A 24,912-nucleotide genomic window follows, 5' to 3' on the forward strand; every position below is an offset into this window, starting at 1 on the left:
AGTGCAGTTTTTCCTTATTAACCCTAGGAAAAGAGCCATTCCAGGGGTTCACATTGAAATAATTAATGTGAGAGATGACGAATTAAAAATTACGCTCCTGACGGTTTGGTGCACATCATAAACTACGAATTCTAGTTGATTTTGCCTTATATCCGTTAGGTGTCGTTGTATGTCCTCTTCCGACAATTTCGTCTCTGCCAGAGAACGCTTGCAGCCGACCATTGAAGCGATAACGCGTGCATCGCAGGAATTCGAACGCGACCCCGCGCTTGTCCGAAATGTCGTTCAGGATTTGAAGACTGCCGGACTGGGTCGCGTACGTCTGCCCAATAGATTTGGCGGGTATGGAGCATCTCTCAAGCAGAGTTTCAGGCTGCTGCGAGATCTGGCGACAGCAGATTCAAACCTCCCGCAAATATTTCGCGCTCATTTTGCATTTATTGAAGGCAGGCTCCGCCACGCTCACAAATCTGCCGAATGGTTTGACCGTGTTCGTGAAGGCGCACTTTTTGGCGCTGCCATGGCGGAACGCTCGGACGAAACAGGCGTGTCTACACAGTTAAGTTCTGACGGAAATGAGTTTCGCCTGAATGGGACGAAGTACTATTCCACCGGCACGCTCTATGCTGACTGGATCATTGTCTGGGCCGCAGAGGGAGAGCAACGGGCACACGTCCTGGTCCCTTCAGATGCCCCCGGTGTCACACGTATTGATGACTGGGATGGCTTTGGTCAGCGCCTCACCGGCAGCGGAACAACTGTTTTTGACAACGTCTTAATTGGCCCAACACACGTTCTGGATCGCTCTCAGCCCGGAAATATTCCGGCTCATTCTTATCTCGCCGCTTACTATCAGCAATTTCATCTTGCAGCACTGGCAGGAATTTCAGCTGCCGTATTGCGCGATGCGGTTGAGTTTGTACGGCCTAGAACGCGAACTTTCGGGGTCCCCGGCAAAGTTGTTCAACGAGAAGATTCCGTTGTTCAGGGTGTTGTTGGGCGTTTGTCGGCCCTTGCATTCTCGACGTCTGCTTTGGTCGATCGTGTTTCGGATGCGTTGACTGAGGCCGAACCGGCCTGGCTGCGGGGCGACACTGAGAGCGTGACGTTTAGCGAGGCAGAAGAAGCCGCCTTTAAAGCGCAGCAAATCGTTATTGACCAAACGCTTGAAGCCGCAAATCTGCTTTTTGAAGTTGGCGGCGCATCCGCCACCAGTCAGACCAGAAATCTGGATCGCCATTGGCGCAATGCTCGCGTTCTGTCCTCACACAACCCTGCGGCCCAGCGCCGTCGGGAACTCGGGGATCTGGCTTTGAACGATACCCCTCTTTGGACGCCGTACCGTGAAGGTCTGAAGAAAAGTCTCTCCAAGGAGCCGGCATGAGTAAGGCACCGGCCCCTAAGCAGTTAAAAGTCAATCTCTTTGAGATGGCCTGCGTGAGTCACATTGTTCACGGAATGTGGACGGCGCCTGACAACAATCGCCACCGTTTCGGAGAAATGGCGTTTTGGCTGGAACAGGCTCGCCTCGCGGAAGACGCAGGGTTCGACGCAATTTTTCTTGCAGATGTCATCGGGGTTTATGACCGTTTTAACGGACTTGACCCCGCCCTTCGGCTTGGGGTGCAAATCCCGAACCTCGATCCACTCTCCCTGATCCCTGCTATGGCCGCTGTCACCACGCGGCTGGGGTTTGCTGCAACATTTTCAACGACTTATGAGCCACCATTCGCCTTTGCCCGACGTATGAGCACGCTGGATCTTCTGACCGAAGGGCGTGTTGGCTGGAACATTGTGACCTCCTACCTGCCAAACGCCGCCAGAAACTTCGGCCTCGCGGACGAAATCGAGCAGGACGAGCGCTACGAGCGGGCTGAGGAATATCTTGAGGTTCTCTACAAGCTCTGGGAGCAAAGCTGGGACGAAGACGCCCTGGTTATTGATCGCGAGAAGGACGTTTTCACGCACCCGGATCGCGTTCACTACATCAACCACAAGGGTCGCCATCATCAGGTTGAGGGGCCTCATCTTGTGCAGCCCACACGCCAGCGCACGCCCGTTTTATTCCAGGCGACCGGCTCCAAGCGTGGCCTGGAATTTGCAGCCCGCCATGCGGAGGCCGTTTTCATTGGTGGCCGTACGCGCGAGGAAATTCGCCACAGCATTGCACAGACACGCGAACAGGCAGCCCTGAACGGACGAGACCCCAACGACCTGAAGTTTTATGTCATGGCCGGCCTTATCGCTGGGAATACGGAAGTCGAAGCTCAGGAGAAGCTGAGCCGTTATCGGGCGCGCTATAGCGTCGAAGCTGCTCACGTCCATGCGCAAGCCGAGATTGATCTGCGGAATTTTGACCGCTCACTCACTATTGGTGAGGCGCTTGAACAGTCAGGGCGTCCGTTTGGAAACATGGGACGCCGATTTGGCCCGGACCAAACAGTTGGCAGCGCGCTGGACCAGATTGCCAGCTTTGAACAGGGACGTTTTTTCGTCGCTGGCACACCATCCCAGATCGCGGATGCCGTTGAAGACTGGCTCGACGAAGATGGCATCGACGGGATTAATCTCCGTCAATACCACACGTTCGAGACGGCCAGAGACTTTGGAGAATTGATCGCTCCTGAGCTCCGCAAGCGTGGTCGGCTGCCAGAGCGCAATACCCCTCTAGAGACATTCCGTCATCGCCTGTTCGGTTTTGACCGCCTTCCAACAAGCCATCCCGCCCATCAAGCCTCCCTACCCGTTCACGCCCAGACAGCGAGTTCTTCATGAGCACAAATGCCGCCATCGGGGGTGTCCCCGAGAAAATCAACGTTCTTTGGTTCCTTCCAACTCATGGAGACAGCCGATATCTGGGAACGCAGGAAGGTGGCCGCAGCGTTGATCTACCATACCTCCAGCAGGTCGCACGGGCTGCGGACAGTTTGGGATATTATGGCGTCCTCCTCCCCACAGGGCGGAGTTGCGAAGACTCCTGGATCGTTGCGTCCTCCCTTATTACGTCCACTGAACGGTTGAAATTTCTGGTGGCCGTGCGCCCCGGCTTGCAATCTCCAACCTTTGCAGCACGGATGACAGCGACACTGGATCGTCTATCTGGCGGCCGTCTTCTGATTAATGTTGTAACGGGCGGAGATCCCAAGGAAAATGAAGGGGACGGTCTCTTTTTTGACCATGCCACCCGGTACGAAATTACTGACGAATTCCTGTCGATCTACTCTCGTCTTCTGAAGGGCGACACCGTCAATCACGAGGGTAAGCACTTTCATATTGCGGACGGCCAGATCCTTTATCCTCCTCATCAGGCTGGGGGGCCGCCTCTATATTTCGGCGGATCTTCTGAGGCGGGAATTCAGGTCGCGGCCAAGCGGATCGACAAGTATCTGACGTGGGGAGAGCCACCGGAACTTGTTAAGGAAAAAATTTCCCGTGTTCGCGAGGCCGCTGCGCGTGAAGGACGCGAAGTCAGTTTCGGGATCAGGTTTCATGTCATCGCCCGTGAGACAACCGAAGAGGCTTGGGCCGCGGCAAACCGCCTGATCTCCCGTCTTGATGACGCGACCATCGCGCAGGCCCAATCTGTATTCTCAAGGCTGGACTCAGTGGGACAGTCCCGCATGAGCGCCCTGCACGGCGGACGGCGGGACAAGCTGGAAGTCAGCCCTAACCTCTGGGCTGGCGTTGGGCTGGTCAGAGGCGGAGCTGGCACGGCTCTGGTCGGAGATCCAGCCACCATTGCCGAGCGGATTGATGAATACAGACGCGCTGGCTGCGACAGCTTCATCCTTTCCGGATACCCTCATCTGGAAGAAGCTTACAGCTTTGGCGAACTAGTCCTTCCGTTGCTTCCCACAGCTCATCCGACACGTGCAGCCGGCGGTCAGAACAATATGGGGCCGTTTGGTGAGACGATTGCCAACTCTTATCGCCCGGCCCAAGCCTCTTCATGAACGTGGAAGTCCAGATCAGCCGCCCTCCCGTTTCTGCCACCCTGGCAATTATTGGTGGCGGAGCGACAGGGACGATGATTGCGTATCATCTTCTTCGTAAACGCCGAGATCTGGGTGTCGGTAGCGTTGTGATCTTCGAGCCTCGCGCCCGGTTGGGTGCGGGCGTCGCGTATGGCAGCACAGATCCACAGCATCGCATCAATGTTCCAGCGTCAAGGATGAGCATTGATACGGATAAGCCTGATGACTTTGCGCAGTGGTTCAAATGGCACAGTCACGAAACCCGTGATCCGGAAGCCTTTTTGCCATCTGGAGACGTTTACCCGACGAGGTCAGAGTTTGGCCGCTATCTCTTTGAGAGAATAACGCCATCTCTCGTCAACGAGACACTCAGGCATGTTCAGGATGCCGTAGTAGCCGTGCAGCACGATGGTCAGCACTGGCTGATCCATACCGCTCAAGGCACGGTATTTCCCGTATCGGATGTCGTCATTGCGACATCTCATCCCGCTCCCGCCCTGCCGTATCCCCTCAAAAAAATCGCGGACGATCCACGTGTGATCTCCGACCCATGGGCGAAGAATGCCTTCAAAACCATAGATCCTCGCGCAGGGATTGCCATCGTAGGTACCGGCCTCACAATGGCAGATGTTGTAGCAACGCTCACCGCACAGGGGCATCTGGGCCCTATCACCGCGGTTTCCCGACGTGGCCTACGCTCCCGGGGGCATTCTCCTCAGCCTATCAGTCTCTTCGGGGATTTTTCCACCAACCCTGAACAGACGGCGTTAGGTCTGCTCACACGCATTCGTAAGACACTTAGTTTAGCCCCGGACCGCCCGTGGCAAGACGTTCTGGATGCTGTGCGGCGACAGGGCAAAGCTATCTGGACGGCACTTCCCCCGACGGAACAGCGTCGGCTTGTCCGCCATCTTCGACCATTCTGGGATGTCCATCGTTTTCGGATCGCGCCACAGGTCGAACGCACTCTGAACCTGAGATCAGAAACTGGATCACTTACGGTTCTTGCCGCGAGGATCGAACGCGCGGAAGCCACACCTGACGGCCTGACTCTGCATCTCCGGGAACGTGGGGGACGAACCCGCGCGATACGGACAGACATTCTGATCAATACCACTGGCCCGGACCATGTCGGAATTCTGACAAAGCCCGGTTTTCTCTCTCGTCTGTCTCAGGATGGTTTTGTGCAGAAAGATCCCGTTGGTCTCGGGCTCTGGACAGGTGAAGACCACGTGGCCCTTGTTGGCGGACGCCCGGTATCGGGCCTGTTTATTGCCGGGCCACTCTCCCGTGGGACCTTCGGCGAGCTTATGGGTTTTCCGGAAGTGACAGCGAACGCTCAATCAGTCGCCGCCCGACTGGCCGATACCCTTCAGATCTCGACACACTCTGAACAGGTGCATTCATGACGTCTGCTCAAACAGCCACATCCGGCACGCCTCGCCCTGTCATCCGTCATGCTGATGATGTTTCCGCCATCGTCAATGCAGGGCCTCAAGGGGGCGGGCATGCAAACATCATCGTGGCTTTGGCTCTCGGTGGCGTCTTTCTTGACGCCTACGATCTGACAACGCTCTCCTACGGCATCGGCGACGTACAGAAGCACTTTGGTCTTTCCACATCCGCCACAGGGATGGTCGCAGCAGCAATGAGTGCAGGCACGATCGTCGGGAGTATCGCGGGGGGATGGCTGACCGACCGGATTGGTCGATACGCCGTTTTCATGGCTGACATGATCTGCTTCGTTATCGCAGCCCTCGTAGCAGGTATGGCCCCCACTGCCACCATCCTGATCCTTGCCCGTTTCGCAATGGGTTTTGGCGTCGGAATGGACCTGCCTGTGGCCATGGCATTCCTGTCGGAGTTTTCGAAGCTGAGTGGAAAAGGAAGCAAAGCGAGCCGGGCCGCGGCATGGTGCCCAACCTGGTATGCGGCTTCCTCGTTGTGCTTTTTCCTTGTCTTTGCCCTTGATGCGGTCGTTCCAGCCACTCATCCGGACTGGCTGTGGCGCGCGTCATTGGCCTTCGGAGCACTGCCCGCGCTTCTGATCATCCTTGTCCGTAACAGGTACATGAGTGAGTCCCCTATCTGGATCGCTCGGAACGGAGATCTGGAAAAAGCAGCGGAAATTTTAAGGGCGTCTCATGGCATTGACCCGGTTCTTCAGATCGAAGCGCCTCCTATCCGACCACAACCTCACGGGATTTCCCCCCTCTTCCGGCAGCCCCTGCTGAAGCGTGGAATTCTTGTCAGTATCATTTCGATCGTCAGTGCCTACTCTTACGCCGCAATCGCGTTCGGGGCGCCAAGTTTGCTTGCAGGAATGCTGCACCTCGACCGTAAGCAGGTTCTGATTACATCAATCATCCTGAACCTCGTCTTCGCATTTACGGGTGGTTTGATTGGGGTTCGTCTGGCGCGATACGTGTCGTCCCGTAAGGTCAATATCGCTGGATATATCCTGCAGGCGATCTCCATAGGAACGCTGGCGATTGTGGGCACACCACATTCTACGGCAGGCGTCATAGCGGTACTCGCAGGTTTTGCAGGGTATCTTTTCGGTCAAGGTTTCGGCCCCGGCTGCCAGCAGATGATCTATGCCACTCTGACCTATCCGACCGAAATCCGGGGCGTTGGTATTGGCATGAACCGGCTCATTTCTGGTCTGGGTGCCACCATGGCCATGTGGGCTCTGCCTAGTCTCTATGCGAATTTCGGGACGAACCTTTTCTGGTTCATTTTGAGCGCGCCTCTGATCGGTCTGACATTGCATCAGGTGATCCGCTGGGATGTCTTCAATTATGACCCAGATGGCGACGACACATTAAAGTCCGTGCTGAGACCAACACCCCGGCAAGACGCATCTCCTCAACACTCAGCCCTCGTAAATCAGGGCTGAGTACAGCCGAGCCCACCCCCTCGCCGTTTCATCCTGATCGTTTTCAAGGAGCGCCTGTGTCTCTTATCCCCGTAAACGCGTTTGATATGAATTGCGTCTCCCATCAGGCGAGCGGTCTTTGGCGTCATCCAGACGATCAATCATGGCATTACAACACCCTCGGATACTGGACGAACCTCGCAAAAACGCTTGAACGCGGCCTGTTCGACGGTCTTTTTATCGCAGATGTTCTTGGCATTTACGACGTCTATGGGGGCGGACCGGAAGCCGCATTGCGCAATGCATCTCAGGTGCCCGTTAATGACCCAGCCATGCTGATTTCTGCCATGGCCGCTGTGACCGAGAACCTGGGTTTCGGGCTAACAGCAACACTTTCCTTTGAACATCCCTACCCTTTTGCTCGCCGTATCAGCACATTGGATCACCTGACCAACGGACGGATGGGGTGGAACATTGTAACGGGCTATCTGAACAGCGCCGCAAAAGGCGTGGGTCAGCAACAGCAGACTTCTCATGATGAGCGCTATGATGTCGCGCGTGACTACATGCAGGTTTTGAGGGGCCTGTGGGAAAGAAGCTGGGAGGACGGTGCCGCCGTTCGAAACAGAGAACTCGGAATTTTCACAGACCCCTCAAAGGTTCATCGTCTTCAGCACAAAGGCAAGTATTTTGAGGTCGATGCAATCCATCTTTGTGAACCCTCGCCGCAACGAACGCCCGTTCTCTATCAAGCTGGCACGTCCAGTAAAGGGCGGGCTTTTGCGGGCGACTACGCTGAATGCGTCTTTATTGCCGGCCCATCCAAAGAGGTGGCACGACATGCTGTTTCCGGGCTGGAAGCAGAGCTTCAACGCACGGGACGTTCCCGAAAATCTCTCAAGATTTTCTCACTCGTAACCATCGTCACTGCCGAAAACGATGCGGCGGCTTTGGAAAAATGGGCAGACTATAGAAAATATGTCAGCCACGAAGGGGCTCTGACGCTCATGTCAGGATGGACGGGGATCGATTTTTCAACCTTCGATCTCGATGATCCAGTTCGTCATATCCGCAACGATGCCATTCACTCCGCAATCGATGCCTTGACCGTGGTGGACCCCAAACGGGTCTGGACTGTCAGGGAACTCGCAGAACATGCGGCGATCGGGGGAATGGGCGTAACGTTCGTTGGCGGGCCTCAGAAAGTCGCGGATCAGATCGAAACCTGGATTGAAGACACAGGTATTGACGGCGTCAATCTCGCATATGCCATCACCCCCGGGAGCTTCGAGGATTTCGTGACATATATCGTGCCAGAGCTTCAAAAGCGTGGCCGTTACAAGACGGAATATCAGCCCGGAACTCTGCGGGAAAAGCTCTTCGGAACATCTAAACCACAATACAACACGGCGGCTCCATGACTGATCCACGTACCGTTATCACCCGTCGCAGTCTGTTGGCGGGGGGGCTTGCACTCACTCTTGCCTCCTCGGCACATGCGGCCACGCCTGTCATCCGTATTGGCTACCAGCGCTATAGCACTCTCGTTATTCTCAAGGCTTCTGGTGCCCTGGAAAAAGCATTGGCGGGCCGCGCGAATGTCGTGTGGTCAGAATTTGTCGCTGGTCCACAACTCCTGCAAGCCCTCGTAGCGGGAGCCCTCGATTTGGGGCAGACCGGTGATGCTCCTCCAGTGTTTGCATCGGCTGCAAGTCCTGATGCGCTTGTGTATGTAGGGCACGAGCCTCCTGCTCCATTGGCTGAAGCCATTCTCGTCCCTAAAGACAGTTCGATCCGAACCCTCGCGGATCTAAAGGGTAAACGGATTGCTCTCAATCGCGCGTCCAACGTCCACTGGTTCCTTCTTCAGGTTCTCCATAAAGCCAGTTTGTCTTTTCATGACATCAAACCAGCCTATCTGACCCCTCCCTCTGCTCGTTCCGCTTTTGAAAGCGGCCAGATTGATGCATGGGCAATATGGGACCCCTACCTTTCCAGTGCGCGCTCTAACAGTCCGCGCATTCTGACGACCGCTCAGGATATCGTCGCCAATCGAGAATTTTTCCTTGCTCGTCGTGGATTTGCAGAAAGTCAGCCAGACCTTCTTCGGGAGGCACTTCACCAGATCGCTCAAACAGATGATTGGGCTCAGGTCCATAAGCCTGAAGTGTCCCGTCTTCTCGCAACACAAACGGGATTACCATACGACACGGTTTATTCTGCAATCAAAACACGTGATTTCGGTTATGCGCCTATGAGTGCAGAAATTATTCAGGAACAACAACAGGTTGCTGACGGTTTTCTAAAAGAAGGACTTTTACCGTCACACATTGATATTGGTTCAACGGTTTGGAAGTGATCAAAATTCTTGATGAAGGAGCTTTTGGAGGAAGATTCACGTTTCATTGCCGCCCCAACACTCAGGGATTTGTCATATAAGACGTGAATCAAACTCATATTTACCGCCATATAAATCAAAATTGAAAAGTAATATAATATTATCAACCATTGTATTTGGTGATATATCTTTCGAACAAGGAATACTTGGATGCGATGTAAGTGTTGTGATGCCTGAGAGGCATTAAGCCTTGTTGTGAAGTCGCGTCGGGCGCATCACAGGTAAAGACGTTGTGTATCTGTATCTTGCGTCAAACAACGCGAGAATGGAGAAGCACATAAATCTTCAATACAGGTGCGATCACGGTCTTCACACATAAAATACAGAGCTCCCAAGCGAGCTAAAGCATCAATAAACATGAGGCAAAACTTCGCCTCAGAATGAGCTTGAAAATGAAGAGCATGAAAAATCGGGTGTATTTTCACACAGGTTTTCGCCTCAGTGTGTCTCGCGCACGACTGTCTTCCGTCCTGTTAAGCGCGGTTGCAATGACACCGCTTGTGAGCGAGGCTGCGGAACACAAAATCCACACGAACCATCATCGTACAGGCACTTTAAGTAAAAAACCGGCGAAGTCCCCTACCGTAAATGGGGCGCAGTCTCCTGATACGCTCTATCGTCCTGCTCCTCCTAAATCCTTTGTTGCTCCGAGCAGTGAGACAATCAAGGTTTCTACTCGGCGGCGTTCTGTTGTGGACCAATCGAAGGCAGCGTTAAGCACTATTCCTGGCGGGGTTAGTGTGATTGACGCGCACGAAGTTCTGAAAGGTCGGAACTTCACGAATGCTGACGTTCTTGCGTTCCAGCCTGGCGTTTTTGCGCAGAGTTCGGGCGGCGGTGATGGATTGCGCCTCTCTATCCGTGGATCAGGGATTCAAACGGGTACGAACTATTTTCGCTCAGGCATCCTGATGATGTTCGACGGACTACCTGTCACGACCCCTGCCGGTACGCCATACGAACTCTTTGAGGCACTTGGGGTGCGTTATACCGAAGTACTCCGTGGAGCCAATGCATTCGATTATGGAGGCATGCAATTAGGGGGCGCCATCAACTACGTAACCCCTACGGGTTACGATGCAGACGTATTCCAGGTTCGGGCAGAAGCCGGAAGCTTCAACTATAATAAGCAACAGATCAGCTCAGGAAAAGTGATCGGGAAGTCTGACTACTATGTCAGTATCACCAAATCCTATCGAGGCGGATACCAGCAGCAGACTGCGGCAAGCAGTTTTGGTGTAAACGCAAACTATGGATACCGCTTCAATGACAAGGTCTCCACACGGTTCTTCTTCCGGTATCGGCAGACGCAAAACGGCTATCCGGGCTTCCTGACACGCGATCAGATCATTGATAATCCAAAACAGGCACAATCAACTTACGTTGCGCTGCATTCCAAACGCATTCAGCCGGGCTCAAAATGGTATGGAAACATGACCACCATCCGGATTGACGATCATTCCAAGCTTGAGTTGGGAATTGATTATCAGGATGCTCCGATTGATATTGAAAACGGTACGACCGCTGGCGTTTGGGGATACAAGACGATTGCTGGCGTGATCCGCTACAGCCGCAAAGACAAGCTGTGGGGACATAGCAACGACGCATTGTTCGGAATTGACACCTATAGTGACCTGGATGCCTGGCAAACCACCCGTACACGAACATATACGGGCACGTATGCCGGGATTCCTCTTGGAACAAAGCTCCGGCACGCTACCTACGGCGGAACGGACAATTATTTCCATATCAGAGATAACTTCGAACTCTTTCATAATTTCTGGCTAACAGCCGCTGGAGCACTGGATTTCGTACAGCGCTCTACGGCCGTGACGTATCCAACGCAAAGCTCTCTCGGCACCTCGGCCGTGGGCTTTACCCCGCGCGGAGGGTTTCGGTATGTCATCAGTCCGCATGTCTCTGTGTATGGAAACGTCAGCCGCAGTTTTCAGCCACCTAATGACTGGCAGCTTCTGTCTGGTGCCAACTACACGACCGGACCTGCCGCAGGTTTGACAGCAACGGGGGCCAGTCTCGAAAATCAGACGGCAACAACATACGAAATCGGCACGACAGGTGACTGGCTACACAATAAATGGAGCCTGACGTACTACTATTCCTCCGTCAGGAACGAACTTCTGTCAGTTATGACTCCGCTGTCACAGCTTTACGGAAATGCGACCTACTCAAACGCCTCTCCAACTGTGCATCAGGGGGTAGAAGCTTCATTGGAGACAGACCTGTATAAATGGTCCGGCGGAACATTAGGTCTGCGACAGTCCTATACCTACCAGGATTTTCATTTCAAAAATGATGCTGTGTTCGGGCGCAACAAACTTCCGGGAATTCCAGCGCATTTTTATCAGGGGGAAGTCCGCCTCGATCTGAAAAATGGTTTCTATGCGGGGTTCAATGCACAGGTTTCGTCAAAGGTTTCAGGCTCTTATGACGATACCTATTTCGCGCCGTCCTATCATATCTATAATGCCAATGTTGGCTATGAATGGCCCGGAAAGCATCGTCAGGTATTCCTGTCGTTCAACAACCTGACCAATAAACATTATGCTTCCATCGTAGTGCCTGGATACATTGCGGGAGGAAAACAATTGTCGGTCATGCAGCCGGGAGATGGTTTCGGCCTCTTTGGCGGCGTCTCAGTCGGCTTCTAAACCGTGTTGGGGCAGGACGGAGACCGTCTGCCCCACTCCGAGCCGATTGGAGAATAAAAACCAATCTGACGCAAAGCGATAGCGGCCTTCACAAGAGCGAGATCTTGAGCACCTTAGGATGATTGATCCTGCTCATATTTGGCGCCATCCTTGTGTATACCCCCCTGCTGCGTGGCCCCTAACTTCCGACGGAAAGTCGCTAAAACGACGGCTTACCCATGTTTTTGGAGAGCTATCCTCAGGCATAGAGGCGGCAAGAACATGGAGAGCCACGCTTAATAAATTTTGTGCCCACAAACGAAAGTTGGACTTTACGACCCCCTCCCCCTCAGGGTAGGGAATGGGACATGGCACACGAAACACACACTTTCATCAAACCTCGCCTCAAGCAGGCTCACGGCCATATCGCCAAAGTCATAGAGATGATGGAGGAAGGTCGCTCCTGCTCTGAGCTTGCTCAACAGCTTGCGGCTATAGAAAGCACCATCCGTGGTGCCAAGCGCCTGCTCGTGCAGGATCATCTGGAACGATGCATCGTTGATGCCGTCGCCGATGGCAAGATGAGCCGCGAGGACGCCATTCAGGAATTTTCTTTCCTTGTGAAATACTTTTAAGGAACGAGACAGGTGCGGTTTCCAGCACATCTCTGCTTCGTGGTGTCGCGCAGGATGGCACTGGCCTGCCTGCTTTCAGTCGGCTGGTTTCCAACGCTTGCCCTCAGTGCAGACGACACGGTTATTCCACTCCATACGGCTCTGGGAGCTGCCTGGGACAACGATCCGGTCCGCCAGGAGCTGGCCACTAACGCTCAATCTGCCGATGCCCGCGCAGCAGCAGCCAAGTCCTGGTTTGCGGGAGGCCCCATCCTGACGGCAAGCTACAGCGACGATCGGGCGTCAGGGACAAATCTGGGATACATCACGTGGCAGGGTGGCGTGTCCGTGCCGCTCTGGCTTCCTGGCCAGGGAAGTGCAACTGAACATCTGGCTCAGGCTGATGCCAAAGCCGCTCTTGCTCGCGTTGAAGTGGAGCGAATGGCAATTGCTGTACGCGTGCTGGAACAGAGTGGTGCGGCCATTTTGGCTGATCGCCGCGTCATAGCAGCGTATATGCTCGTGCGGTCGATGGAACATATTGCGTCTTTGACATCTCAGTCTAAGGCTCAAGGCGAAACGACCGGCGTTGAGATGCAAGCAGTCAATGCTCAGCTCGCGGATATTCGCTCTGAACTCGCTGAAGCGGAAGAAAATCAAACCCGAACCCGCGCCGAGTTACTGTCTCTGCTGGGAATTCCAGGTCTTCCTGATATTCTGTCGGCACAGGCGCCGTGGCTTGCCCGGATCCCGACTGGCAATCTTCAGGCTCTGGAAAACCTTGACCCTCGCCTACAGTCAGCTCACCGTGCTGTCGTGGCCGCTGAGGAAGACATGCATCTGGCCCGGTCCAGCTTCATGCCCAATCCTGAAATAGGGATCGATGCAATTGATGAGGGGCAATACGGCAGCCCGTGGGCGACACAGGTTGGCGTGAATGTGCGCGTCCCTCTTCCCAGCGATGTTACACATACGCCCCTTCTCTCTGCTGCTCGTGACCGTCTCGCCGCAGCGACGCGTGCTGAAGTTCAGGCGCGCCGTGCCGTTCATACGGAACTTGTTCAGGTCATGGCGCGGGTGAAAGCGGCTCATGAAATGCTGTTGCAATCGCAGACAAGTGCATCCCAGACCATGAAGCGTGCAGATGCCATGGAACATTCATGGCGCCTTGGTGAGACACCACTCATTGAAGCACTACGCGCCAGAACGGATGCGTGGCGCGCTCTTCTAACCTTGAATCAGGCCGAGGTTGCCTGGCATAGCGCCATCGTGCGTATCTGTATTTCCACAGGGACACTGCCTTGAAAACCATACGCTTTTTGCCGCTTTGTATGTTCGGCATCATGTCCGTGCCTTGTCAGGCGGAAACTCCTTCGTGGCTCAAGCCTGTCCATATGAGCGCCTTAGCGCAGCAAAGTGAAAGCATCTCCGTCTCGCCGGTCAGATACGGCGAACTTCACGCGCTCCTGCCTGCAATGGCCAGTGTCATGGCCAATTCAACGCATTCGGTGATGATCAGACCTGCAGGAAGCGGCAAGGTCACTGAAGTTCTGGTCACACCAGGCGCACGCGTCCGGAAAGGGCAAGTGCTGATTACATACACTGATCATTCCCTGCATGAACTCTATCTCGAACAGGGGCAGACCAATGCGGCATTAAGTTCAGCCCGGGCGGCAGTCTCAGAGGCTGAAAAAGCTTATCAACGAGGGCGCTCCCTGAGCGGCACAACCGTCTCATCCGGGGAAGTCCTGCGCCGTCTGGCTATGCTCCAGCAGGCACAAGCCACATTAGCTGCAAAGCGCGCTGATAGTGAGACCATCAAGCATCGTCTTGAGGAAGAATTCACCTCTGCAACAGAGACGATCGGGCATGGTGAAGACTCCCGGCTGATTTCCCCCGTAGATGGCGTCGTTCAGAACGTCGGTGTTGCCGTTGCTGATGATGTTACAAGCGGCGATGTCGTAGCCAATGTGACAGACCTCTCATCAGTCTGGATCGTCGCGAGCATTCGACCAGAGGATGCGCAGGATCTCGTTATTGGTGGACGCTTTTCCGTTCGACCGTCAGGTCATATGAAACAGCCGCCCGCCTATGCGAAGATCAGCACTATTAATGACGTGGCAGATGCTGACACAGGGTTGCTTCGGGTTATTGGTACGTTTGATAAACCTGCCGTTAATCTCAGACCTGGCACAATGCTTGATGCGACACTCGAGACTGCCCAAGCCGCCAAAGGAATTATTGTACCGGCCACCGCCATACAGCAGTTCAATGGCCACGACGTGGTCTACACCCCTTCTGGGGGCACCCTCTTCCAGCCCCATGACGTGCACATACTACTCTCAACTGACGACGAAGCAGTCGTACAGAGCGATCTGCCTCCCGACAGTAAAGTCGTAAGCCGCGGCAGCTTTGCCCTCAAGAGCGCGGCCATTTTTTCAGCTTCGAGCGGCGACTGAAATATGCTGGCGTTCATTCAGAAAAATACCTTTCTCCTATTCGGCCTTGTCGCCGCCCTGCTGGTCGGTGGTCTTCTCACTATTCCCGGTTTGCCCGTGGAACCAGTGCCAGACATCTCTCCTCGTCAGGTCATGGTTTCTGTCACGGCACCGGGCCTCGCAACGGAAGAAGTTGAAAAACTTATCACCTTCCCGCTTGAGACAAACCTCACAGGAATACCCGGGGTCACTGACCTTCGGTCTGTGTCTCGTACGGGTGTGTCCGCTGTCTATCTGCAGTTCTCGGATGCAACAGACATTGATCTGGATCGAACACGGGTCAGTCAGCGTCTGCAACAGGCGCGGGATACGATTTCGGTTCCCGGAATATCCATCACGATGGGCCCTCTTGCCACCGGTATGGGCGAGATCATGCAAATTCAGATCATGGGAGCGGGCTATTCCCTCACTGATCTGAATCGGATCATGACGTGGACCGTTGTGCCCCAGCTAAAGCTCGTTCCGGGCGTCGTTGACGTCAATGTCAATGGTGGCGCGGAAGAAACATTCGAGCTAACGCTCGACCCGTCCAGAATGGTCGCATACGGCGTATCCATCCGGGACATCGATCAGGCTATCGAGACCAATAATGCATCATCCGGCGGAGGATGGATTGCTCATCATGATGAGCAGCAGGTAATCGTCGCTCGTGCGCGGGTGACGGGCCTCGACGTATTCGGCCTGATACCCGTCAAGATGGGCCCCCGTGGGCACGTCATTCGGATCCGCGATATGGGGAAAGTTGCTCTCGGCTCCCGTACGCGTCTGGGTGCCGTGACGCGTGACGGTAAGGGCGAGATCGTCAATGGCGTCGTGCTGATGCAAAATGGGGCCAGCTCAAATGCCACTCTGGACGCCATCAATGCAGCCCTTCCAGAAATTCGGCAGTCCCTTCCCCCCGGCATCAAACTTGACCCATTTTATACGCGCGCCAGCCTGACCTCTGAAACAATCGGAACGGTCAAGGAAAACCTGATGATCGGCGCTATTCTGGTAATTGGCGTTCTGATTGTTGTCCTGGGCGACTGGCGAGCTGCCTTCGTCATTGCGTCTGTTATCCCGGCAGCCCTGATCTTCGCCATGGCGGGTATGCGATGGTTTGGCGTCTCTGCCAATCTGCTGAGCCTCGGGGCCATAGATTTCGGGATGATCGTCGACAGTTCGCTCGTCGTCGTGGAGCATCTTCTGGCCACCCGGGACAAAGCCACCAACAAGAACGACTTCAAAACACTCGCTCATCATGCACTCCTGAGTGTTATCCGCCCTGTCAGCTTCGCAATTTTCATCATCATTATCGTCTATCTTCCCATCCTCACCCTTCAGGGAATTGAGGGGAAGATGTTCAGGCCAATGGCCCAGACGGTCATTATGGCGCTGGTTGCATCCCTTCTTTACTGCGTTATCTGCATCCCGACACTTGCGGCATTGGTCATGCGGTTTGGTCTGGTCGATCGGGAAACGCGCTTCGTGCGATTTGTACGCCGCTACTACGAACCCGCACTTGCCTGGAGCGAACACCACGCGAAACTCCTGACTGGCATCACACTCACAACATTCGCTATAGCCGTACTTGTTGCGTCGCGCCTTGGCGGTGAATTTGTTCCCCAGCTTGATGAAGGGTCTCTTCTCGTCACATCGCTACGGCTTCCGAGCGCCTCGCTGGATACAGTTCTGCGGGGCGTGACTGAGGAAGAGCGTATTCTCAAGAGCTTCCCTGACGTTGCGACTGTGGTCAGCAACACGGGAACCTCAGCCATCCCCACAGATCCTATGGGTACCGCTGAAACAGATACGTTCGTGTTTCTCAAGCCCAGATCGGAATGGACAACGGCCGGGACTGAAGCTGGGCTTGTCAAAAAGATGAGCGCCGCCCTGAATGAGCGCCTGCCAGACGCAGATTACTCGTGGACGCAGCCTATCCAGATGCGAATGGACGACCTCCTCTCCGGCGTTAGAACGCAGCTCGCAATTTCAATCTACGGAGATGATCTGGAGACACTGTCACGGCTGGCCAATACAACGATCAAGGCAATCAACAGCGTCCCGGGTGCAGCGGATGTGAACTCTGCCAGTGAGGGCACGATGTCCTACATGCATGTTGACGTAGATCGGGATTCAGCGGCTCGCCTCGGTGTGAATGTCTCGGACATTCTTCAAACCATAGAGGCCATTGGCGGCCATACAGGCACGTTCATTACTCTGGAAAACGCCATTATTCCGGCTCAGGTGCAGTTTGCGAGCGACGCTGTAAAATCCATGGATCGCGTGGGCAGGCTCCAGGTACGACGCGCAGATGGAGCCGGCTGGGTTCTGCTCAACGAAGTTGCCCATATTTCGCTCGTTGATGGGACGTCCCGCATAGATCGTGACAGCCTGCGCAGACGTATCATTGTACAGGCTAACGTCCGCGGGCGCGATGTCGCGAGCTTTGTAAAGGCCGCACAGACAGCAGTTGAAAAGCAGGTTGTCCTGCCCCCGGGATACCGGATGTCCTGGGCAGGTCAGTTCCGGAACCTTGAATCCGCCAGCCGACGGCTTGCTATCGTCGTGCCAATCGCGCTTGCCCTTATTTTTATCCTTCTGGTGGCAGCACTTTCTTCTTTGGGTACGGCAGTTCTGGTGTTCGTAAACCTGCCCGTAGCCGCAACAGGCGGCATTCTGGCACTCGCCATACGAGGTATGCCTTTCAGTATTGCAGCCGGTATTGGTTTCATTGCCCTGTTTGGCGTTGCCATCCTCAATGGTGTGGTCCTGGTGTCCCAGATCCGGACCTATCGGGATGAAGGCATGGAGGCCGCTCAAGCAGCATTCGAGGCTGCTCGGGTTCGGTTGCGCCCCGTTATCGCAACCGCGTCCGTGGCGAGCCTGGGCTTTTTTCCCATGGCATTTTCTGGGAGTGCCGGAGCTGAAGTAGAACGGCCGCTGGCAACTGTCGTGATTGGTGGACTGGTGTCGTCAACGCTGCTCACGCTTCTGGTCCTCCCGTCCCTCTATGCGTTCTTTTTCAGCCGTCGGTCAGATTTGAAAGGCCCAAAACCTACGTCTTCTGCTGGTTAGGTTGGGGCGGGGCTCAGTATCAGAAGGCCTATCCCAGTAGCAGTGAAGATGCAGAATTAAATTTTCGCATCTTCACTGCATTACTATCTGATTATTTCATACATATGCCATCAATCACGATTGACGGAAAATTCGTAGCTTCTGACACAAACTTTGTTTTTTGGCGTGAAGACATGATCAAAGAGAAGTAACAAGAAGCTCCTTCTCCGTTCCTCGAACTGATTTCCAGAGCAGTAAAAGGCCATACTGTATGATGACGGACACCAGCGGTAGAATAACAAATCCTGCGGTAACCCATGCGGCGGTGCTTCGGCTCAGCACCAGAGATGTAGCGTCATAACGACCATAGGACAGGCAGAGTGCCAGAACGAAGCCAGTGACGCCCATAGACACTTTTGAAATCAATGTATTGATCGAATACGCCAGACCTGCAGCCCCGGTCCCGTCGACCGCACGGCCATTATCAATTGCTGCTGCGAGAAAAACATACGATATGGGGGACATTAGCCCCTGCCCTAAAGCCAACGCCACAAAAGCTATCAAAAATCCCGGCAACCATACTCCGCAAACGAGCATGGCTACATAAGCTAGGCCCTGGACAACTGTTGCCGCGAAAGCTGTCTTCATGATTCCGAAACGGCGCGAGCTCATTGGACAGAATGATGCTCCTGTAAAGCTGCAGACACTTGCAAGCGTCAGGATCGCTCCGCTCAAGGCATCAGTTCCACCGAGCACACATTTCACATAGTAAATAGCAAACCCATAGAGTGCGGCAATGACGATAAACTGTTGAAATACGATAATGTTGCAAATGAGCCAGAGTCTGTTTTTAAACAGTAATCTCAAGGTTTTACGGATGTCATGGCGCGCAGGAGTTGTCGGATAACGTGCGACACAATTTGTGGATACCATCCGCCATAGAACAATACCTACGCAGGAAAGTAGCAGGACGAACATCGTAATTCCCCGCTGCCGATGAGCTATGCTGCTCCCCCCGCCCAGCCACGTAATGGCGGGAATGGTTAACGCGGCAATACAGAATTGCCCAACCTGACAGCCCATCATTCTGAACGAATTCAGATCAACCCGTTCGCGCGCCGACTTGGTCATCATGGGAGCGAGTGCACCATAAGGCGTGTTGATACAGGAATATACGGCGCCGAATATAATATACGTCCCCCCTGCCCATAGTATTTTTCCCGTGGGCGAAAGCGGTAACGGCAGAAAACAAAAAAAATCAGCAATACCGAGCGGAATTGCCAAATTCCGGATCAGCGGCCGAATAAAGAGTCCACCTTTTCGATCCACCACCCAGCCGATTGCTGGATCGCAGAATGCATCGAACACGCGTGCAATGAGTAGGATCCAGGCAACAGAGGCTGCCGGAATACCGTAGATATCAGTGTAGTAAAACATCAGATATGCTGACGTTAGACCCCACATCAGATTGGAAGACAGGTCTCCACAACCATAGGCCACTTTTTCACGACGAGAGATCTCGTTTGGCTGGCCTGTCATCACGACTCTCCAATGGCAGAAGGAAGCTCTGAATGTGTTGCAGAACTTTGTTTTAGAGGCACCCCGCTTTTAATTCTGTAGCCAGATGCTCACACGCCCGAATACTGAGCGCCATAACTGTTAATGTGGTGCCGAGTGATCCGCCTGTCGGGAAACTGGATGCATCCGTGACATACAGGTTGGGGACTTCCCAGCATTGCCCATACGGATTCAGATATGAAGTCGCTGGGTCGCTTCCCATTCTAGCACCCCCACTTTCATGTATGGCGGCGCCCACTACCAGACTTTTCGGAAACATTTTACGCATGAACCACCGGATTGGCCAAACCTGGGCGGGATACATTCCAGCGCCTTTCTGCCCCAAACCTAAGGGGGAAGCCCAGAAATCAACCAATCCGCCGCCACTTTCTATCATGTCAGCACTATCCTGGATTTGGCGCTTTAACATCGCCCGCTCGTTGGAATGGATGCCGCAACTGATGTGAGGAAGGGGAATACCCCAGCGATCCTTTCTGGAATAATTCAGCGTAATCCGATTGTCTTCATAAGGGAGCATTTCACCGAAGCACATCATGGTAACAGGCAGATATCCTTGCGCATCCGGTCCAGCATAACGCCCAATCGACCCCTGATAGGTATAGCCACCGGTGAAAGAGGCATCGTGATGATTGGCAGTATTTTCATATCGAGGCACATACATTCCCCCGGTCGCGCCAAATAAAGGATGTTCTGGAAGAGTTTCCGGCTGGCCTTCACGTGCGATCGCAGGCCAGCGCCCAAACATCAAGCTGGCGCATTGATCCATAAAATATCGGCCTAGGACGCCTGAACTGTTTCCGAGCCCGGAAGGATGTCTTGCACTACGGGAATTCAGAAGCAGCCGGACACTTTCAATGGGGGATGCGCAAACAACGACGGCTTTTGCGGAGATCGTGTGCCGTTTGCGAGTGCGGCGATGGACGAATGTTACGCCTGTCGCTCTTCCGCTGTGTGAATCGCTTTCAATCTTCTCCACAATCGCTTCAGACTGAAGTGTCGTGCGGCCACTCGCGAGAGCCGCTTCCAAGCCAGCAGGCAAAGGGGAGCTTTTGTAACGGTTGAACCGCCACGCCACTGTGTGTCGATCTGCCCACCGTGCCTTCAGAGCAGCTCGAAATCCTTTTTCTTCCGGCGTCAGGATCGCAGGCTCTGCCATGATTCCGTCGGGCGCGGTCTCTACACCGTCATCATTCCCGCAAATTCCAAGGAAACGCTCAACCTTCTCATAGAACGGCGCAATGTCAGCGTAGGACAATGGCCAGTCTTCAGGTCCTGTTCCAAGACTTCGCCCTTTGAAGTCTGTATCGGACCAACGAAATAGAACGCGCCCAAAGACGTGTAATCGCCCCCCTGTCTGCCTGCCGCGGATCCAGAGAAACGGCCTGTCTTTCGGTGTCGTGTAGCCATGTGCCCAATCATTGACGAAAAGATGCCGGAGTTGCTCTTTGAAAAATGCGACGCGGGCCTGAATAGGCTGCCCCAAGAGCGTTGCCTTCACACGAGGAAAAAGGGCTGTATGAGACCAGTTTCGACCAGAACGTGGCTCGACATCAGATTGCCTAAGCCGCTGGCCAGCCTCCAAAACCAACACCGATAGACCCTGTTCGGCGAGTTCCTTTACAGCGAAACTTCCAGCGGCACCGGACCCCACAACGATCACATCATAGCCGGTGCGGGTCATGCAGACGCCCCTTCAAGGCCGTCATAAATCGTGTTGATGAATTGAACGCCGTCTTTCAGCGCTTCTTCAGGATTAGCGCAGGAATCCATTTCCAGAATTGGGCCACATTTTAGGGGAGATTTTTTTAATCGAGTGGCCAACTCCACAAAATTGACGCTTCCCTGTCCTATCGGACAGAAATACGGTCGATGCTGGGCATAAATGGTCTCATTGATTTCAACTGAGATCGGCATCACACCTGACGCATCTTTCCAATGCATCGCCACCACACGCTCAAGATGTCGCTCCAGGAGTTTAACCGGATCTCCACCCTCAATGGTAATGTGCGCAGGATCCAGACAGAGAGAAACATAGCGTGGGTCAGTTAGAAGCATAAACAGATCCACATCCCGTGGAGCGCAGAAAACGGAATTTGCTTCGGTGTGCAATGCGAGAGCTACGCCTGCACGAGCAGTCACAGCCCCCATACGATTCAACAGATCCGCCATAGGCTGGGCAAGTGCCATATCGACAAACTGAACCGGCTCAGAAAGCCATGTCGTACGGCAAGGAAGGCCGACAACCAGCACCTTTCCGCCAACGGAAGACAGGAAAGCTGCCGCTTCGGCAACCGATATGAGAATTTTTTCTTCTGCCGCGCGGTGTTCGGATAGTGGAATACGGTCGAGATCTGCGAAAAAGCTGGACCATATAGAAAGGTCTCTATTTTTCAGTTCCTGCGCCAGATTTTCTTTAGAACCAAAGGCTTTAGTCGCACCTTTCCAGTCAAATGGAGGAAATGTCAGCTCTATCCCGCTTAAACCTGTTTCTGCCTGGGTATCCAGAATTTTTGTCCAGAAGAAGGAAGGGTCTTTTTCTGCGAGACGTGCGATGTCGTCTTCGGAAGTTACCCCCCAGAACTCGGGATTATAAAACGTGATCAGATCAGTCCCGGTTTTCATACAGGCTCTTTCTGTTGCCGCTCTCTAAAGCTGAGGATCGGAATAGACGCACTTGAGATGAAGTTCATTATGAAGAAGGAACGGACTGTGTGCAATCGTTTGCCATAAGGCACGTCACTGCAATTTTGCGGACACAATGAGCTGAAAGTCAGGGCGGGTCTAACTGGGTTTAGTGGCTTGGGCGCGCAATAGTGTCTTTTGTCTATACCAAAAACTCAACTGGTCTGCCGCCGCGCATAATCAGGCGAGAATGAACCATGATGATATTCCTCCAATACAAGAGACAAGCCCTCATAGGTAATGGGGGTTCGCCTACACGTCCGTGAGGCAGGCTGCCCCCAGCAATCCGGCTTCCGTCCCGAGTGTTGCCTGAGTGAGAAGTGGCGCTTCAGTCGGGTAAAGAATTTTCTCTCTCACGGCACGATCGATCGCCGCTATAAGGCTCTTGGAGTTGCCCAAGCCGCCTCCCACCGGAATGATCGTGCATCCCGTAATGTTAACGACATGCGCGAGAGCAGCAGAAACGTAAGACAGGTAAACCGTCATCGTCCTTTCAGCTTGAAGGTCTCCTCCTTCCCACGCGGTCAGAATGCTGCGGCTATCGGAAACGTCTCCTCCAGCCCAGAGGTGCAGGCGCTCAAGCGCGCGGGCTCCTGCTATTGTGTCCAGGCACCCTGCCTGCCCACATCCACACTTAAAGAGTGGAACAATATTTGAATGATCAGGCTCACAATTCATGAATGGCGGTGACAGCACAGTAGGAGAATGCCCCCATTCACCTGTGATACCGCCTAGGCCAGTTACGATTTTTCCGCTGAGTATATGGCCGCCACCAATACCCGTTCCCAGAATAATGCCGAATACGTTTTGATGCCCCTTCGCGACACCAAATCTTGCTTCCGCAAGAGCAAAACAATCTGCATCATTGGCAATCAAAACTCGCCTATTGGCCTTGGCTTGTAAAAACTCCCCTAGAGACGCGTGCTTAAGGCAGGGAATATTGGCAGCGTGAACAATGCCAGTTTCAGGATTTTCAACGCCTGCAATAGCGATATGCAGGGGAACTTCCGGCCATGGGCGACACAGTTCGACGAGAGCGTCTACAAACGCGGTCAGGTCATTAACTGGCGTCGGCACAGCGGTTCTGTGTTCCAGTTTGCCTCCTGGCCTCACAGCGGCAAAATCGATGAATGAACCACCTATGTCTGCACAGAGAATCATATATGCGTCCGCTTAAGAGTGAGGCAGCCCCGTCTGAAACGTGCAGTAGCAGTCTCGTAGGCGAAGCGATTTTAGTGAGGCAGATTCACCACGTTCGTTATTCGGTTAAAGAGCGAGACGTTCTTTGTAAATATGTTGATGTAATTCTACGGTTTATAATTTAGATAAAAAATTATCTCACACCTAGCGTCTCCTGCGAGACGAGCAGGAAAACCAATGCTTTCAGCTGGCCACTACCAGATCCTCAGCACTCTCAGTCGTGAAGGCTCAAAAAGTCGAACCGAGCTGGCTCAATTCCTGGGGCTCAGTAAAGCGACTATTTCCGGGTTAGTCAGAGATCTCCTCGACAAAGACATCCTTTCCGAACGGGAACTCGTTTTCGGAGTAGGTCGGCCGTCTGTCTCCCTGGCCGTCAGAGCAGATGCTGCCTGGTTCATAGGCATTTCGATGCAAGACGACCCGATGGTGCTCGTGCTGACCGATCTGCACGGAACAGTACATGCACGTGTAGAGTTGCCTCGCCCTACGGATCCAGATGAGTGCATCAGCGCCCTTGCCAGAGCAACTGAGCAACTACGTCAGACGATGGGAGAAGCCGGAGACAAGCTTTCCGGGATTGGAATTGCGCTTCCCGGGTTCGTCTCTCGAGACAGACATACCTGCGTCGCTTGCACTGCCCTGGGCTGGCGGGACGTCAACATTGGCACGGCCATGGCAGAGAAGACAGGGCTACCGACATGGGTTGAAAACGATGCCAAGGCCCTGATCCTTGGTGAGGAACTCTTTGGGCCGCTCAGAGGCAGCCCCGATTTTAGCATGGTTTTCGTCAGCCACGGCATCGGCTGTGCGCATATCGTCAACGGGAAACTACTCTGGGGCAACTCGGGCGGAGCCGGAGAAATCTCACACGCTCCGGTAACGCTGGAAAATTCCGATGCCCTTCCCTGCCGCTGCGGTAACAAAGGGTGCCTGGAGACAGTTGCTTCCCTGCTCGCTATCTCTAATTCAGCGCGAAAGATCGGGCTTCCAACCAGCGCTCAGGAGCTCACAACCTTGGCTACAAGCGGCAACCCTGAAGCACTGACAATTCTGCATCGCGCAGGATCGGCTATGGGTATCGCGACAGCGCAACTCATCCAAATGCTGGATCCAAGCCACGTTGTAGTCATGCTCGACACAGCACTGAGAAACGGGGTCTACAGGCATGCACTTCTCCACGAAGCAGAATCCCACATTCTGAACCGCGTTGGCGCTCGGACCATGATCCATTTCCGCGATTTTGAACCAGATAGCTTTGCGAGAGGGGCGGCAAGTTTGGCCGCACGATATTTCATTTTTGGCCAAGACGACGTTTGAAGCCACCCCAGACAAAAGAAACCACCAAAATTCGTGCTTTTTTAGCAACAGTTTTGAATGCAGATCGAAAATTGTTTTGTTCGCATTAT

Annotated in this window: 17 protein-coding genes; 13 read left to right on the top strand and 4 right to left on the bottom strand. The window is 53.9% G+C overall.

The features are described from left to right. Positions 1 to 169: 169 nt before the first annotated feature. The 12 genes from ABDK75_RS07560 to ABDK75_RS07615 all read left to right on the top strand — a co-directional run bounded on the left by ABDK75_RS07560 (position 170) and on the right by ABDK75_RS07615 (position 18,067). Complete coding sequence (locus ABDK75_RS07560) at positions 170 to 1,384, top strand: acyl-CoA dehydrogenase family protein (RefSeq protein ID WP_346005421.1); 1,215 nt, start codon at positions 170 to 172, stop codon at positions 1,382 to 1,384. After that, positions 1,381 to 2,775 (top strand): NtaA/DmoA family FMN-dependent monooxygenase, encoded by a 1,395-nt coding sequence (locus ABDK75_RS07565; protein ID WP_346005422.1) that lies wholly within the window; start codon positions 1,381 to 1,383, stop codon positions 2,773 to 2,775. Before ABDK75_RS07560 ends, ABDK75_RS07565 begins: the two co-directional genes overlap by 4 nt. After that, positions 2,772 to 3,953 carry an FMNH2-dependent alkanesulfonate monooxygenase gene (ssuD, locus tag ABDK75_RS07570; RefSeq protein ID WP_099212958.1) on the top strand — a complete coding sequence of 394 codons (1,182 nt, stop codon included), beginning with the start codon at positions 2,772 to 2,774 and terminating at the stop codon, positions 3,951 to 3,953. Before ABDK75_RS07565 ends, ssuD begins: the two co-directional genes overlap by 4 nt. Continuing rightward, positions 3,950 to 5,383, top strand: coding sequence for an FAD/NAD(P)-binding protein (locus ABDK75_RS07575; protein ID WP_346005423.1), 1,434 nt, complete (start codon positions 3,950 to 3,952; stop codon positions 5,381 to 5,383). Before ssuD ends, ABDK75_RS07575 begins: the two co-directional genes overlap by 4 nt. Beyond that, complete coding sequence (locus tag ABDK75_RS07580; RefSeq protein ID WP_346005425.1) at positions 5,380 to 6,873, top strand: MFS transporter; 1,494 nt, start codon at positions 5,380 to 5,382, stop codon at positions 6,871 to 6,873. The genes ABDK75_RS07575 and ABDK75_RS07580 overlap by 4 nt, the downstream gene beginning before the upstream one ends. 86 nt (positions 6,874 to 6,959) lie before the next feature. Then, on the top strand, positions 6,960 to 8,273 hold the full coding sequence (locus tag ABDK75_RS07585) for an LLM class flavin-dependent oxidoreductase (protein ID WP_408874428.1): 1,314 nt from the start codon (positions 6,960 to 6,962) through the stop codon (positions 8,271 to 8,273). Continuing rightward, positions 8,270 to 9,211: an aliphatic sulfonate ABC transporter substrate-binding protein gene (locus ABDK75_RS07590; RefSeq protein ID WP_346005427.1), complete on the top strand. Its 942-nt coding sequence runs from the start codon at positions 8,270 to 8,272 to the stop codon at positions 9,209 to 9,211. The genes ABDK75_RS07585 and ABDK75_RS07590 overlap by 4 nt, the downstream gene beginning before the upstream one ends. A gap of 431 nt (positions 9,212 to 9,642) precedes the next feature. Further along, entirely contained in the window at positions 9,643 to 11,919 is a 2,277-nt protein-coding gene (locus ABDK75_RS07595) for a TonB-dependent receptor domain-containing protein (protein ID WP_346005428.1), read from the top strand. Positions 11,920 to 12,266: 347 nt separating this feature from the next. After that, entirely contained in the window at positions 12,267 to 12,533 is a 267-nt protein-coding gene (locus ABDK75_RS07600; protein WP_064275554.1) for a metal-sensing transcriptional repressor, read from the top strand. Positions 12,534 to 12,545: 12 nt separating this feature from the next. Further along, positions 12,546 to 13,817, top strand: a complete 1,272-nt coding sequence (locus ABDK75_RS07605; RefSeq protein ID WP_346005429.1) for a TolC family protein — start codon at positions 12,546 to 12,548, stop codon at positions 13,815 to 13,817. Between the two features lie 182 nt (positions 13,818 to 13,999). Continuing rightward, the gene (locus ABDK75_RS07610) at positions 14,000 to 14,971 is read left to right on the top strand and encodes an efflux RND transporter periplasmic adaptor subunit (protein WP_408874414.1); all 972 of its coding nucleotides are present in this window, start codon (positions 14,000 to 14,002) and stop codon (positions 14,969 to 14,971) included. Positions 14,972 to 14,974: 3 nt separating this feature from the next. Further along, complete coding sequence (locus ABDK75_RS07615; RefSeq protein ID WP_346005430.1) at positions 14,975 to 18,067, top strand: CusA/CzcA family heavy metal efflux RND transporter; 3,093 nt, start codon at positions 14,975 to 14,977, stop codon at positions 18,065 to 18,067. Positions 18,068 to 18,244: 177 nt separating this feature from the next. On the opposite strand, the gene ABDK75_RS07620 is transcribed toward ABDK75_RS07615, so the two are convergent. The 4 genes from ABDK75_RS07620 to ABDK75_RS07635 form a co-directional block, all read right to left on the bottom strand. Next, complete coding sequence (locus tag ABDK75_RS07620; protein WP_346005431.1) at positions 18,245 to 19,585, bottom strand: glycoside-pentoside-hexuronide (GPH):cation symporter; 1,341 nt, start codon at positions 19,583 to 19,585, stop codon at positions 18,245 to 18,247. Positions 19,586 to 19,637: 52 nt separating this feature from the next. Continuing rightward, on the bottom strand, positions 19,638 to 21,305 hold the full coding sequence (locus tag ABDK75_RS07625) for a GMC family oxidoreductase (protein WP_346005432.1): 1,668 nt from the start codon (positions 21,303 to 21,305) through the stop codon (positions 19,638 to 19,640). Further along, a complete protein-coding gene (locus ABDK75_RS07630) occupies positions 21,302 to 22,246 on the bottom strand; it encodes a sugar phosphate isomerase/epimerase (RefSeq protein WP_346005433.1) in 945 nt (314 codons plus the stop codon). The genes ABDK75_RS07625 and ABDK75_RS07630 overlap by 4 nt, the downstream gene beginning before the upstream one ends. 312 nt (positions 22,247 to 22,558) lie before the next feature. Beyond that, positions 22,559 to 23,467, bottom strand: a complete 909-nt coding sequence (locus ABDK75_RS07635; protein ID WP_346005434.1) for an ROK family protein — start codon at positions 23,465 to 23,467, stop codon at positions 22,559 to 22,561. Between the two features lie 216 nt (positions 23,468 to 23,683). On the opposite strand from ABDK75_RS07635, the gene ABDK75_RS07640 reads away from it, so the two are divergent. Next, positions 23,684 to 24,823, top strand: coding sequence for an ROK family transcriptional regulator (locus tag ABDK75_RS07640; protein ID WP_346005435.1), 1,140 nt, complete (start codon positions 23,684 to 23,686; stop codon positions 24,821 to 24,823). The last annotated feature ends 89 nt before the right edge of the window (positions 24,824 to 24,912 follow it).

It is taken from the genome of Gluconobacter sp. OJA, from assembly GCF_039638325.1.
Classification (GTDB): domain Bacteria; phylum Pseudomonadota; class Alphaproteobacteria; order Acetobacterales; family Acetobacteraceae; genus Gluconobacter; species Gluconobacter cerinus.

What these genes read in the sequence shown, in the direction of transcription:
- ABDK75_RS07585 (WP_408874428.1), top strand. Translation starts at nt 6,960, where the DNA reads ATGAATTGCGTCTCCCATCAGGCGAGCGGTCTTTGGCGTCATCCAGAC.
- ABDK75_RS07610 (WP_408874414.1), top strand. Translation starts at nt 14,000, where the DNA reads ATGGCCAATTCAACGCATTCGGTGATGATCAGACCTGCAGGAAGCGGC.
- ABDK75_RS07615 (WP_346005430.1), top strand. Translation starts at nt 14,975, where the DNA reads ATGCTGGCGTTCATTCAGAAAAATACCTTTCTCCTATTCGGCCTTGTC.
- ABDK75_RS07620 (WP_346005431.1), bottom strand. Translation starts at nt 19,585, where the DNA reads ATGACAGGCCAGCCAAACGAGATCTCTCGTCGTGAAAAAGTGGCCTAT.
- ABDK75_RS07625 (WP_346005432.1), bottom strand. Translation starts at nt 21,305, where the DNA reads ATGACCCGCACCGGCTATGATGTGATCGTTGTGGGGTCCGGTGCCGCT.
- ssuD (WP_099212958.1), top strand. Translation starts at nt 2,772, where the DNA reads ATGAGCACAAATGCCGCCATCGGGGGTGTCCCCGAGAAAATCAACGTT.
- ABDK75_RS07565 (WP_346005422.1), top strand. Translation starts at nt 1,381, where the DNA reads ATGAGTAAGGCACCGGCCCCTAAGCAGTTAAAAGTCAATCTCTTTGAG.
- ABDK75_RS07580 (WP_346005425.1), top strand. Translation starts at nt 5,380, where the DNA reads ATGACGTCTGCTCAAACAGCCACATCCGGCACGCCTCGCCCTGTCATC.
- ABDK75_RS07630 (WP_346005433.1), bottom strand. Translation starts at nt 22,246, where the DNA reads ATGAAAACCGGGACTGATCTGATCACGTTTTATAATCCCGAGTTCTGG.
- ABDK75_RS07600 (WP_064275554.1), top strand. Translation starts at nt 12,267, where the DNA reads ATGGCACACGAAACACACACTTTCATCAAACCTCGCCTCAAGCAGGCT.
- ABDK75_RS07595 (WP_346005428.1), top strand. Translation starts at nt 9,643, where the DNA reads ATGAAGAGCATGAAAAATCGGGTGTATTTTCACACAGGTTTTCGCCTC.
- ABDK75_RS07575 (WP_346005423.1), top strand. Translation starts at nt 3,950, where the DNA reads ATGAACGTGGAAGTCCAGATCAGCCGCCCTCCCGTTTCTGCCACCCTG.
- ABDK75_RS07635 (WP_346005434.1), bottom strand. Translation starts at nt 23,467, where the DNA reads ATGATTCTCTGTGCAGACATAGGTGGTTCATTCATCGATTTTGCCGCT.
- ABDK75_RS07590 (WP_346005427.1), top strand. Translation starts at nt 8,270, where the DNA reads ATGACTGATCCACGTACCGTTATCACCCGTCGCAGTCTGTTGGCGGGG.
- ABDK75_RS07640 (WP_346005435.1), top strand. Translation starts at nt 23,684, where the DNA reads ATGCTTTCAGCTGGCCACTACCAGATCCTCAGCACTCTCAGTCGTGAA.
- ABDK75_RS07560 (WP_346005421.1), top strand. Translation starts at nt 170, where the DNA reads ATGTCCTCTTCCGACAATTTCGTCTCTGCCAGAGAACGCTTGCAGCCG.